General features: G+C 73.2%; 14 protein-coding genes. 11 read left to right on the top strand and 3 right to left on the bottom strand.

The window, feature by feature from the left end:
* Nucleotides 1-72: 72 nt before the first annotated feature.
* From O7595_RS32150 to O7595_RS32160, 3 genes are read left to right on the top strand one after another with little or no spacing between them, the layout of a single operon-like run.
* Nucleotides 73-1,113, top strand: coding sequence for a FecCD family ABC transporter permease (locus tag O7595_RS32150; RefSeq protein ID WP_269732097.1), 1,041 nt, complete (start codon nucleotides 73-75; stop codon nucleotides 1,111-1,113).
* Nucleotides 1,114-1,116: 3 nt separating this feature from the next.
* Nucleotides 1,117-2,226 (top strand): FecCD family ABC transporter permease, encoded by a 1,110-nt coding sequence (locus O7595_RS32155; RefSeq protein WP_269732098.1) that lies wholly within the window; start codon nucleotides 1,117-1,119, stop codon nucleotides 2,224-2,226.
* Between the two features lie 5 nt (nucleotides 2,227-2,231).
* Nucleotides 2,232-3,179, top strand: coding sequence for an ABC transporter ATP-binding protein (locus O7595_RS32160; protein WP_443071786.1), 948 nt, complete (start codon nucleotides 2,232-2,234; stop codon nucleotides 3,177-3,179).
* Between the two features lie 72 nt (nucleotides 3,180-3,251).
* Here O7595_RS32160 and O7595_RS32165 read toward each other — a convergent pair whose 3' ends face one another.
* Nucleotides 3,252-4,199: a methionyl-tRNA formyltransferase gene (locus tag O7595_RS32165; RefSeq protein WP_269732099.1), complete on the bottom strand. Its 948-nt coding sequence runs from the start codon at nucleotides 4,197-4,199 to the stop codon at nucleotides 3,252-3,254.
* Between the two features lie 119 nt (nucleotides 4,200-4,318).
* Between O7595_RS32165 and O7595_RS32170 the strand changes: the two genes are divergently transcribed.
* Nucleotides 4,319-5,656 carry a lysine N(6)-hydroxylase/L-ornithine N(5)-oxygenase family protein gene (locus tag O7595_RS32170; protein ID WP_269732100.1) on the top strand — a complete coding sequence of 446 codons (1,338 nt, stop codon included), beginning with the start codon at nucleotides 4,319-4,321 and terminating at the stop codon, nucleotides 5,654-5,656.
* A gap of 287 nt (nucleotides 5,657-5,943) precedes the next feature.
* Here O7595_RS32170 and O7595_RS32175 read toward each other — a convergent pair whose 3' ends face one another.
* Nucleotides 5,944-6,357, bottom strand: coding sequence for an arsenate reductase ArsC (locus O7595_RS32175; RefSeq protein WP_269732101.1), 414 nt, complete (start codon nucleotides 6,355-6,357; stop codon nucleotides 5,944-5,946).
* 133 nt (nucleotides 6,358-6,490) lie between these two features.
* Here O7595_RS32175 and O7595_RS32180 point away from each other — a divergent pair, with 133 nt between their 5' ends.
* Together O7595_RS32180 and O7595_RS32185 are read left to right on the top strand one after the other, a co-directional pair.
* Complete coding sequence (locus O7595_RS32180) at nucleotides 6,491-6,805, top strand: ArsR/SmtB family transcription factor (RefSeq protein ID WP_269732102.1); 315 nt, start codon at nucleotides 6,491-6,493, stop codon at nucleotides 6,803-6,805.
* Between the two features lie 41 nt (nucleotides 6,806-6,846).
* The gene (locus O7595_RS32185; protein WP_269732103.1) at nucleotides 6,847-7,644 is read left to right on the top strand and encodes an aquaporin; all 798 of its coding nucleotides are present in this window, start codon (nucleotides 6,847-6,849) and stop codon (nucleotides 7,642-7,644) included.
* A gap of 364 nt (nucleotides 7,645-8,008) precedes the next feature.
* Here O7595_RS32185 and O7595_RS32190 read toward each other — a convergent pair whose 3' ends face one another.
* Entirely contained in the window at nucleotides 8,009-8,392 is a 384-nt protein-coding gene (locus O7595_RS32190) for an ArsR/SmtB family transcription factor (RefSeq protein ID WP_269732104.1), read from the bottom strand.
* 349 nt (nucleotides 8,393-8,741) lie between these two features.
* Between O7595_RS32190 and O7595_RS32195 the strand changes: the two genes are divergently transcribed.
* The 5 genes from O7595_RS32195 to O7595_RS32215 all read left to right on the top strand — a co-directional run bounded on the left by O7595_RS32195 (nucleotide 8,742) and on the right by O7595_RS32215 (nucleotide 13,299).
* On the top strand, nucleotides 8,742-10,109 hold the full coding sequence (locus O7595_RS32195) for an NAD(P)-binding domain-containing protein (RefSeq protein ID WP_269732105.1): 1,368 nt from the start codon (nucleotides 8,742-8,744) through the stop codon (nucleotides 10,107-10,109).
* A gap of 26 nt (nucleotides 10,110-10,135) precedes the next feature.
* The gene (locus O7595_RS32200; protein ID WP_269732106.1) at nucleotides 10,136-10,609 is read left to right on the top strand and encodes an ArsI/CadI family heavy metal resistance metalloenzyme; all 474 of its coding nucleotides are present in this window, start codon (nucleotides 10,136-10,138) and stop codon (nucleotides 10,607-10,609) included.
* Nucleotides 10,610-10,767: 158 nt separating this feature from the next.
* Nucleotides 10,768-11,289: a putative immunity protein gene (locus O7595_RS32205; RefSeq protein ID WP_269732107.1), complete on the top strand. Its 522-nt coding sequence runs from the start codon at nucleotides 10,768-10,770 to the stop codon at nucleotides 11,287-11,289.
* 311 nt (nucleotides 11,290-11,600) lie between these two features.
* Nucleotides 11,601-12,341: a lysophospholipid acyltransferase family protein gene (locus tag O7595_RS32210; protein WP_269732108.1), complete on the top strand. Its 741-nt coding sequence runs from the start codon at nucleotides 11,601-11,603 to the stop codon at nucleotides 12,339-12,341.
* A 340-nt stretch (nucleotides 12,342-12,681) separates the two neighbouring features.
* Entirely contained in the window at nucleotides 12,682-13,299 is a 618-nt protein-coding gene (locus O7595_RS32215; RefSeq protein ID WP_269732109.1) for a TOPRIM nucleotidyl transferase/hydrolase domain-containing protein, read from the top strand.
* Nucleotides 13,300-13,327: the final 28 nt, after the last annotated feature.

Genomic DNA, 13,327 nt, shown 5'->3' on the forward strand with positions numbered 1-13,327 from the left:
GCTTCCCCCCAAGCGGGTACGACGGCCACACTCGTCCTGAAGTCGACACACCCGACCGTGGAGGAAGGCGACGTGGGGACCTCGGCGGTCCGGGCGGCGAAAGGCCCCCGCGCAGTGCTGCTGCTGACGCTGACCGGTGCGTTGCTCCTGGCGCTGTGCGGCGTCTCGATGACGTTCGGCGCCCTGAGCGTCCCGCTCGGCCAGGTGTGGGACACCCTGCTCGGAGACGCCCCCGACTCCCGTGTGGACAACGTGATCTGGTCCGTCCGGCTGCCGCGCACCGTCCTCGGAATCGCCACCGGCGCCGCCCTGGGGCTCTCCGGTGCGCTGATGCAGGCGCTGACCCGGAACCCGCTCGCCGATCCGGGCATCCTCGGCGTGAGCGCCGGGGCGGCCTTCGCCGTCGTGCTCTCGGTCGGCGTCCTCGGCCTCGGCTCCCTCCACGGCCACATCTGGTTCGCGTTCGCCGGCGCACTGGCCGCGACCGTCCTCGTCCATCTGCTCGGCGGACTCGGCCGGTCGGGGTACACGCCCGTCAAACTCGCCCTGGCAGGCGTCGCCGTGACCTCCGTGCTCTTCTCCCTCACCAGCGCCGTGGCCCTGACCGACCCCGACGCCCTCAACCGCTACCGCTTCTGGTCGGCGGGCTCCCTCGCCGGCCAGGACGGCGAAGTCCTCCTGCGGGTGCTGCCGTTCCTGGCCGTCGGTGCCGTCCTCGCCCTCGCCTGCGCCCGCGGACTCAACAGCCTGGCCCTCGGCGACGACGTGGCCAGGTCCCTGGGACTCGGCACCGGCCCGCTGCGCGCCCAGGGCGTCGTCGCCGTCACGCTCCTCACCGGCGGGGCCGTCGCCGTCATCGGCCCGGTGGTCTTCGTCGGCCTCGTCGTGCCGCACATCGCCCGCGTCCTCGCCCAGTACGCGGGCATCGGGCCCGACCACCGCTGGCTGCTGCCGCTGTCGGCGCTGCTCGCCCCCTGTCTGCTGCTCGCCGCCGACATCGCGGGCCGGCTGGTCGCCCGACCGGTCGAGATCCAGGCCGGAGTCCTGGTCGCCTTCGTCGGCGGGCCGTTCTTCATCGCGATGGTACGCCGTCGACGACTCGCGGAGCTGTGACCCATGACCACCGAATTCGCCCCCGGCCGGAACCGCGGACTCCCCGCCGGGCCGCGTCCCCCGGGACACGGTCCCGGCCGGTTCGCCTACCGCCTCGCCGTCCCGCCGGTATCGGGTGTCCTCAGACCCCGGCTGCTGGGGGTGTGCACCGTGCTCGCCGCCGCCGCGTTCGCCGCCTTCTGGGTGGGCATCTCCGTCGGGGACGTCTCACTCCCGCTCCCCGACGTCCTGCGGGCGCTGGCAGGTGGGGGCGACCCCGGCACCCGGCTGATCGTCCACGAACTCCGTCTGCCCAGGGCGGTGGCCGGCCTGCTCGTCGGCGTCGCCTTCGGCGTCTCGGGCGCGCTGCTCCAGACCATGACGCTCAATCCGCTGGCGAGCCCGGACATGATGGGCATCACCCAGGGCGCGGGCACCGCGGTGGTCGCGAGCATCGTCCTCGGCTGGGACTTCGGCGCCGGTCCGCAGTTCATGGGGCTGCTCGGCGCACTGACGGCGGCTTCCCTGGTGTACGTGCTGGCGTGGAAGCGGGGGACGACGGGATACCGGATCGTCCTCGTCGGCGTCGGCGTCGCCTGGATCTGCACCAGCGCGACCGACTACCTCATGGCCCACGGCAGGCAGTTCGAGGCGCAGGCGGCCCTCGGCTGGCTCGTCGGCAACCTGAACGGCCGCACCTGGCAGCAGATCGTCCCGCTCGCCCTGACCCTCGCGGTGCTCCTGCCCGCGGCCCTGCTGCTCGGACGGCAGATGCGGACCCTCCAACTGGGCGACGACGTGGCCCGGGGCCTCGGCACGCGCGTCCAGGCCGTCCGCGTCGCCGTACTGGTCTGCGCCGTCGGGCTGGTGGCCTTCGGCACGGCGACCGCCGGCCCGGTGGCGTTCGTCGCGCTGGCCGCCCCGCAGATCGCCCAGCGGCTGGCGGGGACGGCCTTCCCGCCACCCGTCGCCTCGGGACTGGCCGGCGCCTTCATCGTGCCGGCGTCCGACCTGGCAGCCCGGAGGCTGATCCCCGGCACCGAGCTGCCCGTCGGGATCGTCACCGGTGTGCTCGGCGCCCCCGTACTGCTCTGGCTGCTCGTCCGCGCCAACCGCGCCGGCTCAGGAGGTTGAGGAACGTGTCATCGACGTACGAGGACCGCCCGTACGGTACGGAGCCGCGCACACCGTCCCGCGAGCTGCGGGACCGGAGCCCCGAAGGGCTCCCGCCGGCACCGGGGTCCGGGGCGGCGCCTCCCGAACTCGGCGCGCGGGGACTGCGGTTGGCGTACGACGAACGGATCGTCGTGGAGGACCTCGACGTGACGATCCCCCCTGGGCGCGTGACGGCGATCGTCGGAGCGAACGCCTGCGGCAAGTCGACGCTGCTGCGCGCCCTCGCCCGGCTGCTGAAACCCCGGGCCGGTGCCGTGCATCTCGACGGGCGCTCGCTGCACTCCATCCCGACCCGTGAACTGGCGCGGCGGCTCGGCATCCTGCCGCAGTCGCCCGTGGCCCCCGAGGGGCTGACCGTCGTCGACCTGGTGGGGCGCGGTCGCTCACCGCACCAGACATGGTGGCGCCAGTGGTCGTCGGGCGACGAGCAGGCGGTCGACGACGCGCTGCGCGCCACCTCGATGACGGACCTCGCCCATCACGCCGTCGACGAGCTCTCCGGCGGGCAGCGGCAGCGGGCCTGGATCGCGATGGCGGTCGCCCAGGGCACTCCCGTACTGCTGCTGGACGAGCCCACCACCTATCTGGACCTCGCACACCAGATCGACGTCCTGGACCTCGTCACCGATCTGAACCGGCACCAGGGCAGGACCGTCGTCATGGTGCTGCACGATCTCAACCACGCGTGCCGCTACGCCGACCACGTCATCGCCATGAAGGCCGGCCGCGTCGTGGGCGAGGGCACACCGGCCGAGGTCGTCACCGCCCCCATGGTGGAGGAGGTCTTCGGGCTGCGCTGCGTCATCGGTACCGATCCCGTCAGCGGGACCCCCATGGTGGTCCCGGTCGGCCGCCACCACGCGTCGGAGCCCGGTGCCGAGGGAGTTCCCGTCCCGGACGCCGTCGGGTGACCCGGCGCCGGGCGGGCCCGACACCTCCGGCCGCCCGACCGGCCCCCGGCCGCTGCCCGGGAGGACGGCGCGTCAGGGACGGTGCGTCAGATAGCCGCCCATGGTGCGGAAGTACTCCGTCGCGGCCAGCTCCGAGCCCTCCTCGGTCCGCACGCGCCTGACCACCAGACCGGGGAGCCGTCCCGAGCGCGCCTCGGCGCCCGCGACGATGACGACCCCGTCCCCCTCGCGGATGAAGATCCGCCCGGGTGTCCCTCCGTAGCGCCCCCGCGAGACGGCGGCGGAGACGATCCGCAGGCGCCTGCCGCGGTGATGGGTGAACGCGTTGGGATACGGATCGGACTGTGCGCGGACGAAGCGTTCGAGCACCTCGGCGGGCCAGGTCCAGTCCATCCGGCTGTCCTCCGGGGAGCGCTTGTGGAAGAAGCTGGACCGAGTGGTGTCCTGCGGTGTCCACACCGCCTTCCCCGAGGAGACGAGGGCGAGCGAGTCGGTGACCAGGGGGCCGATGAGGTCGACCGTGCGGTGGAAGAGGTCGGTGGCGGTGTCGGTGGGTCCGACCGGCACCGATCGCTGCAACAGCACGTCGCCCATGTCGAGTTCGGCGTTCATGCGGTGGGCGGTGACGCCCACCTCCTTCTCGCCGTTGATGAGGGCCCAGATGAGCGGGGAGAAGCCGGCGTAGGCCGGCAGCAGGGAGTCGTGGACGTTGAGGGTGCCGTGCGGGGGGAGGCCGAAGATCTCCGGGGGGAGCCAGGTGCGCCAGTTGTTGGCCACGATGAGGTCCGGCTCCGCCCGTGCGACCGCCTGGAGGAGTTCCGCGTCGTCGGGGCGGTTGCGCAGCAGCACGGGCACGCCGTGCTTCTCGGCGAGGTCTGCCACCGAGTCGCTCCAGATCCTCTCGTAGGCGTGGTCGCTCTTCGGATGTGTGACGACCAGGGGGACCTCGTGCCCGGAGTCCAGCAGCGCCTGCAGCGTGCGATGTCCCCAGGTCTGATAGCCGAACATGATGACCCGCATATGAGCCCTCCTCAGCCATTGAAAGGTAAGGCTTACCTTATCTAATATGTGTCTGCTCAGGGGAGCCCGTGTTCCCGACTCGGGGCACTGTGAACCCCCTTGGGGGAGGCGATGACGCGGTGACGACATGGCACGGCAACCCGGAACACATCCACGACGTACTGGGCATCGGCTTCGGACCGTCCAACCTCGCACTCGCCATCGCCGTCCAGGAGCGCACCGCGAGAACCCCCGGAGATCCGTTCCGCGCTCTCTTCCTCGAACGGCAGACGGGTTTCGGCTGGCACCGGGGCATGCTCATCGACGACGCCACCATGCAGGTGTCCTTCCTCAAGGACCTCGTGACCCTGCGCGACCCGACCAGCGACTTCAGCTTCCTCGCCTATCTCCACGAGCGTGGCAGACTCGTCGACTTCCTCAACCAGAAGTCGCTGTTCCCCCTGCGCATCGAGTTCCACGACTACTTCGAGTGGGCCGCGGCGCGCCTGGCCCACCTCGTCGAGTACTCCGCCGAGGTCGTGTCGGTCCGGCCCGTGGCCGAGGACGGGGAGGTCCGCTGGTTCGACGTCGTCAGCCGCGACCCCGCGCACCCGAGGCGCACGACCGTCCGCCGCACCCGCGACATCTGTGTCGCCACCGGCCTCGAACCCCATCTGCCGCCCGGAACCGTGCTGTCCGAACGCGTCTGGCACAACAGCGAGTTACTGCCCCGCGTCGGTGAACTCCGGCGCTCCGGCGCACCGGTGCGCCGCGCCGTCGTCCTCGGTGCCGGCCAGAGCGCCGCCGAGGCGGTCGACTTCCTCCACCGGAGCTTCCCCGACGCCGAGATCTGCTCCGTGTTCGCCAAGTACGGCTACACGCCGGCCGACGACAGCCCGTTCGCCAACAGGATCTTCGACCCCGAGGCGGTCGACGTCTACTACGGCGCGCCCGCCGACGTGAAGCGCTCCTTGTTCGACTACCACCGCAGCACCAACTACTCGGTGGTGGACATGGATCTGATCCAGTCACTGTCCCGGACGATGTACCAGGAGAAGGTGCGGGGCCGGCGACGGCTGCGCATGATGAACGTCTCCCGCATCCGGGAGGTCGGGACGCACCCGGGCGGCGTCCGGACGACCGTGGAGTTCCTGCCCACCGGCGAACGCGAGGTGCTGGAGGCGGACCTGCTCGTCCATGCCACCGGATACCGGCCGCGGGGCCTGGGGGACGACCTCGGGGAGGTCGGCAAACTCTGCCTCAGGGACGAGGAGGACGCCCTCCGGGTCGGCCGCGACCACCGGGTGGAGACCGCGCCCAATGTGACGGCGGCCGTCTACCTCCAGGGCGGCACGGAGCACACCCACGGTCTCGCGTCGACCCTGCTGTCGACCACCGCGATCCGTGCCGGGGAGATCTGCGGCGCGCTCTTCGCGCGTCGTGGGGTGAGCGCGCCCGGAAGGGGTTCCGCCGCCTGACCGCGCGGGTGCCGGCGGCTCTGCCGCCGTCCGGCGGGCCGGGCGGGGGCTTTTCGAGGAGGGAGCCGCCGAGTGTGTCTCCGGCCGCGAGTGGAGGGCCTCGGTGAGCCGCGCGTACGGGCTCACCGCGGCCGTTCCGGGCGACGCGGGGGCCGAACCGCGGGGTCGTCCGTGGTCCGCCACCCGCGGCCCTGGTGCGCCAGGACGGCGGGCGCCGCTCGGCATCCCGAGCCGAGGCGGATGCGGCTATCGGAGGGGGAGCCCGCCGCGACGACGTCCGGTTCCGCTCACGCGGTCTTCTCCGGGGCGAGTTCCTCGATCAGTCCCTCGACGAGCTTCCTGATCTCGTCGCGGATCGGGCGTACGGCCTCGACCCCCTGGCCGGCGGGGTCCTCCAGCGTCCAGTCCAGGTAGCGCTTGCCGGGGAAGACGGGGCAGGTGTCGCCGCAGCCCATGGTGATGCAGACGTCGGACTCCCTGACCGCGTCCACGGTCAGGATCTTCGGCGTCTCGGCGGAGATGTCGACGCCGACCTCGCGCATGGCCTCGACCGCGGCGGGGTTGACCCGGTCGGCGGGAGCGGAGCCGGCGGAGCGGACCTCGATACGGTCGCCGGCGAGGTGGGACAGCCACCCGGCGGCCATCTGGGAGCGGCCGGCGTTGTGGACGCAGACGAACAGGACGGAGGGCTTCTCGGCCATCGCGGGTCTCTCTCTTGTCTCGCGTACGGTGTCTTGCCGCGGCACGGTCCTGCCGCGTCACGCGGGGGCATCAGGCGCGTATGACATCAGCACCTGGTGGCGTCAGCGGCCACTGATGTGAAAGTATCACCCCATGATGACGTCAGTCGACGCTGACCTGATTCGGGTGCTGGCCGACCCGCTCAGGCTGCGGATCGTGACCCTCCTCGCCCGGGAGACGCTCTGCACCACGCACCTGGTCGAGGAGACCGGCGCCAGGCAGACGAACCTCTCCAACCACCTGAAGGTGCTGCGCGAGGCGGGCGTGGTCGAGACGGAGCCGTGCGGGCGCTTCACCTACTACCGGCTGAAGCCCGACGTCCTCGACTCGCTGGCCGGTCGGTTCGCCGAGCTGGCCAGGACCGCGCACGCCACGGCCGCGGCGAACACCAGGCGTTCCTGCCCCTGATCCACCGCGCACCGCGCGACTGCACGCATCGAGGAGTTCTGTTGAGCGCCACCGAGGCCGCTTCCGCCCGCCCGGACGATTCCGTCATGGCTCCGGCCGCGGACCCGCAGCCCGCGCCGGGCGCCACGCCGCCCCGCACCCCCCTCGTCGCCCGGGCGGCCGCCGAACTGGTCGGCACCGCCGCCCTGGTGGCCGTCGTCGTCGGCTCCGGAATCCAGGCCACCGCACTCACCCGGGACGTCGGCCTCCAGCTCCTGGCCAACTCGCTCGCTACGGTCTTCGGCCTCGGCGTGCTGATCGCCCTGCTCGGCCCCGTCTCCGGAGCCCACTTCAACCCCGCGGTCACGCTCGCCGAACGGTGGACCGCCCGCCGCGGAGGCGGCGGCGTCACCGCCCGCGAGGCCGTGGTCTACGTACCGGCCCAGATCGTGGGAGCGGTTGCGGGCGCCATTCTCGCCGACGCCATGTTCGGCGAGCCCTTGGTGAAGTGGTCCACGCACGAGCGGTCCGCCGGCAACCTGCTGCTCGGCGAGGTCGTGGCCACCGCCGGGCTGATCCTGCTCGTCTTCGGCCTGGCGCGCACCGACCGGCTCCGGTTCGCTCCCGTCGCGGTCGCCTCCTACATCGGCGCCGCCTACTGGTTCACCTCCTCCACGTCCTTCGCCAACCCGGCGGTGACCATCGGACGTGCCTTCACCGACACCTTCGCGGGAATCGCCCCGTCTTCCGTCCCCGGGTTCATCGCTGCCCAGCTCGCCGGCGCCGTCGTGGGCCTCGCCCTGGTCGCGCTCATCTTCATGCCCGACCGCCGCACCGCCCAGGCGCAGCCGGCCGTATGACCCGTGCCGGCGCGGAGGTCCCGGTCGTGCCCGTCCGGTGCCGCCGCCGGGTGCCTCGCCGTCGAGTCGGTCGTTCCCCTCGTCCTCGCCGGGGCCGCGTCGCAGACCGCCACGCGGACCGGGGCGGCGAGGCGGGCGGCGCATCTGGCGCAGGCGGGCGCGACGCCGTGGGGGTGGCCGCCGGTGTCGCGACCGCCGGTCCGGGACGGGAACGGCGCGCCGGGCCATCGAGGTCCCGTGGCGGGCCGGGGCCCCGCCGCCGCCCGGCAGTGGCGCGGCGGCGGCTCTCCACGGCGCCGTCCCCTTCGGTCAGGCGGGTGCGGGACGCCTCGGCCGGCCGGCGGCACGGGATCCCGCCCCGCGGTCACGCGGCGGGGGCCGCCGCCGTGGCCGTCGTGAGGAGTTTGCCCATGGCCGCAAGGACCGACGGCTCCACGCGGTAGTAGACCCATGTGCCGCGCCGCTCCGAAGTCAGCAGCCCGGCCTCCTTGAGCTTCTTCAGGTGGTGGGACACCGTCGGCTGGGACACGCCGACATCGGAGATGTCGCACACGCACGCCTCACCGCCCTCGTGCGAGGCGACCGAGGAGAACAGCCGCAGCCGGACCGGATCGCCGAGCGCCTTGAACATGCGCGCGGCCGTCTCTGCCTCCTCGGCCGTCATCGGCCGCTCGGTCAGAGGGGGGCAGCAGGGTGCGGCACCCTCGTCGGTGGGCTCGACCAGCGGCAACGTCTTGGCGTTCGACATGCGTCTATGTTGACATGCGTCGAATCAATCGCCCAGTGGCAGGTGCGGCCCGCCCCGTCGGCCGCCGTTCCCCGGAGGGCGATCGCTCGCCGGCGCCGCACCGCTCGCCGGTCGCGCGGACCGGTCTGGCGGACCGGTCTGCGCGGGGGTGCGTGACGGCAGAGCGGGGCGGTCGCGCCGCTCCGATCCCTCGCCGCGCCGACGTGGGTCGTGAGCGGTGTCGCGGCTCGACCGGCCTGGGCGGACCCCATCCGATATCGATGGCTGTCTATATTGACTCATGTCGAATCAGATGCCATGCTGGCAGGGCAAGCCATCGACGGATGTCGAAACAGAATGGGGAGTCATCGTGAACGTGCCCACCGCCACCCTGCCCGTCGTGGTGATCGGGGCCGGCCCGATCGGTCTGGCCGCCGCTGCCCACCTCGTCGAACGCGGTCTGGAGCCCCTCGTCCTGGAGACCGGCCCCAGTGCGGGCAGCGCGGTGCGGGAGTGGAGCCATGTGCGGCTGTTCTCCACCTGGGCCGAGGTCGTGGATCCCGCCGCCGAGAAGCTCCTGGCCCCCACGGGCTGGGTGAAGCCGGACGGCGCCGGCTACCCGACCGGCGGCGACTGGGCGCAGCGCTACCTCGAGCCCCTGGCCGACGTCCTCGGTGACAGGGTCCGCTTCGGCGCCCGCGTCACCGGTGTCTCCCGCGTCGGCCGCGACCGCGTCGTGGACGCCGACCGCGAGCGGCAGCCCTTCACCGTCCACCTCGTCCACGCCGACGGCACCGAGGGGCGGATCACCGCCCGCGCCGTCATCGACGCCTCCGGTACCTGGACGACCCCCGGGCCCGCCGGCGGAGACGGCCTGCCGGCCCTCGGCGAGCGGGCAGCCGCCGACCGCATCTCCTACCGCGTGCCGGACCTGCGCGACGACGCCGTACGCGCCCGGTACGCGGGCAGGCGCACCGCCGTCATCGGCTCCGGCGCCTCGGCCTTCACCGCGCTCGCCCAACTCGCGGACCTGGCCACGGACGCACCGGGCACACACGCGGTGTGGGTCCTGCGGCGCGGCATCTCCGGCTCCACCTTCGGCGGTGGCGAGGCCGATCAGCTCCCCGCCCGCGGCGCGCTGGGCCTGGCGGCGAAGGCGGCGGTGGACGACGGACACGCCGATGCCGTCACCGGCTTCCGGACCGACGCGATCGAGCGGGACGCCGACGGACGGCTGGTGCTCGCCGCCGAGGACGGCCGCCGTCTGGACCCGGTCGACGAGGTCATCGTCCTCACCGGCTTCCGCCCCGACCTCACCCTCCTGACCGAGCTGCGTCTCGGCCTCGACGAGCGCCTCCAGGCCCCGGTCGCGTTGGCACCGCTGATCGACCCGAACGTCCACTCCTGCGGAACCGTCTATCCCCACGGCGTGGGAGAACTGTCGCACCCGGAGAAGGACGTCCTCCTCGTCGGCATGAAGTCCTATGGTCGCGCCCCGACGTTCCTCGCCATGACCGGCTACGAGCAGGTCCGCTCCATCGCCGCCGCCCTGGCCGGTGACCACGAGGCCGCCGCCCGCGTCGAACTCACCCTCCCCGAGACCGGCGTCTGCGGCGGAGCCGGCCTGTTCGACGAGCCCGAAGCCGACCAGGCCGACGGCGGCGGCGCAGGCTGCTGCGCCGTGCCCGGCACCCTCCGGATCGGTGTCGGCGCCCCGGCCGCCTCAGGCGGCTGCTGACCACCCACTCGAGCAGGAGGCACATCATGTCCCGCCTACAGCTTGCCCTCCGTGTCCCCGACCTCGCCGCGTCGGTCGCGTTCTACACCAGGCTCTTCGCCACCGAGCCCGCCAAACTCCGCGACGGCTACGCCAACTTCGCCATCGCCGAGCCCCCGCTCAAACTCGTCCTCATCGAGGGGAGCCCGGAGGAGTCGACCCGCATGGACCACCTCGGCGTCGAGGTCGACAGCACCGACGCCGTGCACGCCGCCGCCACCCGCCTGGGCGAAGCAGGCCTGGCCATCGAAGAGGAGAACGACACCACCTGTTGCCACGCCCTCCAGGACAAGGTCTGGGTCCACGGCCCCGGCCGGGAACCCTGGGAGTTCTACGTCGTCAAGGCCGACGCCGACACCCTGACCGAACAGCAGGACAGCACCTGCTGCCCCGGTCCGGGACCCGCACCTTCCCATGCGCACCCCACCCGCACCCCGCGCGATCCTTCCCACCCGATCTGAGGCATCGTCACCTGAGGGTCCCGGTGCCGCACTGCGGCGACCGGGCCACCTGGGGGGCGAATCGACCTTCACGGCTGCTCGGTTCCGCGCGAGGCGGCCCGCACCTCACCGATGCGCCCGGCAACGACGGACAGCGCACGAACGGGCATGATGTGCGGGTGGATGAAGTGGCCATCAGTGACGAAGACCGCCGGCTTCTCGGCCGCTGGGCCGCCGACTGCGTCGAGCGGGCGCTCCCGCTGTTCGAGGCCCGGGCTCCCGGCGACACCCGACCTCGCGAGGCCGTCGAGGGCATCCGGGCCTTCGTGCGCGAGGGGAAGCGGACCGGGCGGCTGCGTTCCCTCGCCTGGGCAGCCCACGCGGCCGCACGCGCGGTGGACGACCCCGCTGCCGCAGCCGCCGCCCGCGCCGCGTGCTACGCGGCGGCGACCCCCTACATCCACCCCCTGGCCACCCCCCACCAGTCGAAGCACGCCCTCGGACCCGCGGTCCATGGGGCACGGGCCCGCGAGCTCGCGTCGGGCGACGACACCGGGGTCGGCGACGAGGAGCTCCGATGGGCGATCGAGCACGCCCCGGAGGAAGTTCGGGAGCTCCTGCGACGGATGCCGGCGCGCAGCCCGGGCCGCAGCCGCCTGGACACGCTCTACCACCAACTCGACGCGGCCCTTCGCCGCTGACCGGTTATGTGTGCTCGGCCGCGATCGCCGGAATCCTCGCGGTGGCGGTACGACTCCCGGTCTCGGCATCCGTCCCGCCCGCGTCGGCTGACCGGGGAGCGCCGCCCCATGGTGGCGGCGCCGTGATCCGCGCACCGCGCCCGCATGCCCGGCATTGCGATCGAGACCCCGATCCGGGCCCTCGGCCGGCGCCCGTGCCGGCACCACTGGTCTGGGTACCCCGCACCGGTGACGGTGAGTACGCGTGCTCATGCCCGCTGGCGTCGCGCGCCCGACGATGAGGACCATCATCGCCGAGACCGGGAGACCACATGCTCAGCAGCCTCGCCGAGGTCCTGGTGCCGGCCGTCGGACGGCTCACCGTGACCACGGACACCGGCACCGTCCTCGCACCGGGCAGCATCGTCGCCGCCAACCACACCTCGCTCGCCGACCCGGCCGTCGTCCTCGCCGCGCTGCACCACCTCGGCGTGGAACCCGTCGTCATGGCGACCGCGGGTCTCTGGCGCATCCCCCTGTTGGGCCGTGCCCTCGCTCGCGGAGGCCATATCCCCGTACACCGCAACGACCGGCGCGCCGCCCGGTGCCTGGACCTCGCCGTGGCCGCACTGGCCGAGGGTCGGCTGGTCCTCATGTACGGCGAAGGCGGTCTCCCGCCCCGCACGGACGCCGCGGAGGCCCCGCCCGTCGCCTTCCGCAGCGGCCTGGCGAGGCTCGCCGGGCGCACCGGAGCGCCCGTCGTACCCGTGGGCCAGGCGGGTGCCCGCCGGATCACCTCGGGGAACGCCGCCAAACAGATCGCGGGGCTGGCCACCGCGCCACTGCGCCGCCCGGCCCTCCACGTCCACGTCGGGACACCGGTGCGCCTCAGCGGCAACCGGTCCGCCCGTACGGCGGAGGCGCACGAACTGGTGACGGCCGCCTGGCGGACGGCGGCGGCCCGACTCGGCGAGCCCGCCGCGCGCCGGCCGCTGGAGCGGGCACCGACCCGGCACGAGGGGCGGCGTCAGACGGAGCCCGGCGCAACTCCCGATCTCGCGCGGCGGCGGTGACACCGCACGGTGCTGCTCCGTCCCGTCGGCGGCAACCAGGCTTCCGGAAGGACATGATAGGACGCCGTGCCGACCCGCCCCTCCGGGGCAACGACCACGGACGAAGCGCCCGCCGGCGTCGGAAACGCCCCCGCCGGCCGGCCGCGCAGCCTTCGCCCGGACGCGCCCGACGGGGACGACCCGTCACCCAACCGCGAGAACCGCCCCGGGCAGCCGGCCCGACGCCCCCGTTCCGGAAGCCGGAGGACCGATGAGACCCCGGCCCCGACCGGTCACCGCCGGTCGACGCACCCGCGGTAATTCGCTACCGCGGCGGCCGGAACCGGCGGAGACTCTTCCCATGACTGACATGGGGGCGTTCCGGGAAGCGGTCACCGTATGGGCGGCAGGCGGCCCCGGCGACCCCGCGCGGGACCTGGCCGCGCGGCTGCGCGTCCGGGCAGTCGTCCTGCTCGAAGGACCGAGCGACGTCGCGGCCGTCGGCGCGGTCGCCGCCGGTCGCGGCCGGAACCTGGCGGCCGAGGGAGTCTGTGTCCTGTCGATGGGCGGCGCGATGAACGTCGGGCGGTTCGCCTCCCTCCTCGGACCGCCCGGTCTCGGACTGCGCCTCGCCGGGCTGTGCGACGAGAGGGAGCGTCGGTACTACGCCCGAGGCTGGGAGCGGGCAGGCGAAGCACGGCAGGGGTTCTTCGTGTGCGCGGCGGACCTGGAGGACGAACTCGTCCGCGCACTGGGCGAGACGCGGGTGGAGGAACTCGTCCGGGCCGAGGGCGAGCTCCGTGCCCTGCAGACCTTCCTGCGCCAGCCCGCACAGCAGGGCCGCACCGCACAGCAGCGGCTGCGGCGCTTCCTCGGCACCAAGAAGGGACGCAAGATCCACTATGGCCGCGTTCTCGTCGAGGCCCTCGATCCCGAACGCGTACCCGCTCCCCTCGACGAACTGCTGGCGTACGTCTGACGCCTGCTGGGTCGGTTCCGGCGGACAA

Source organism: Streptomyces sp. WMMC940, assembly GCF_027460265.1.
Lineage (GTDB): Bacteria > Actinomycetota > Actinomycetes > Streptomycetales > Streptomycetaceae > Streptomyces.

What these genes read in the sequence shown, in the direction of transcription:
- O7595_RS32155 (WP_269732098.1), top strand. Translation starts at nt 1,117, where the DNA reads ATGACCACCGAATTCGCCCCCGGCCGGAACCGCGGACTCCCCGCCGGG.
- O7595_RS32165 (WP_269732099.1), bottom strand. Translation starts at nt 4,199, where the DNA reads ATGCGGGTCATCATGTTCGGCTATCAGACCTGGGGACATCGCACGCTG.
- O7595_RS32175 (WP_269732101.1), bottom strand. Translation starts at nt 6,357, where the DNA reads ATGGCCGAGAAGCCCTCCGTCCTGTTCGTCTGCGTCCACAACGCCGGC.
- O7595_RS32180 (WP_269732102.1), top strand. Translation starts at nt 6,491, where the DNA reads ATGATGACGTCAGTCGACGCTGACCTGATTCGGGTGCTGGCCGACCCG.
- O7595_RS32190 (WP_269732104.1), bottom strand. Translation starts at nt 8,392, where the DNA reads ATGTCGAACGCCAAGACGTTGCCGCTGGTCGAGCCCACCGACGAGGGT.
- O7595_RS32200 (WP_269732106.1), top strand. Translation starts at nt 10,136, where the DNA reads ATGTCCCGCCTACAGCTTGCCCTCCGTGTCCCCGACCTCGCCGCGTCG.
- O7595_RS32210 (WP_269732108.1), top strand. Translation starts at nt 11,601, where the DNA reads ATGCTCAGCAGCCTCGCCGAGGTCCTGGTGCCGGCCGTCGGACGGCTC.
- O7595_RS32215 (WP_269732109.1), top strand. Translation starts at nt 12,682, where the DNA reads ATGACTGACATGGGGGCGTTCCGGGAAGCGGTCACCGTATGGGCGGCA.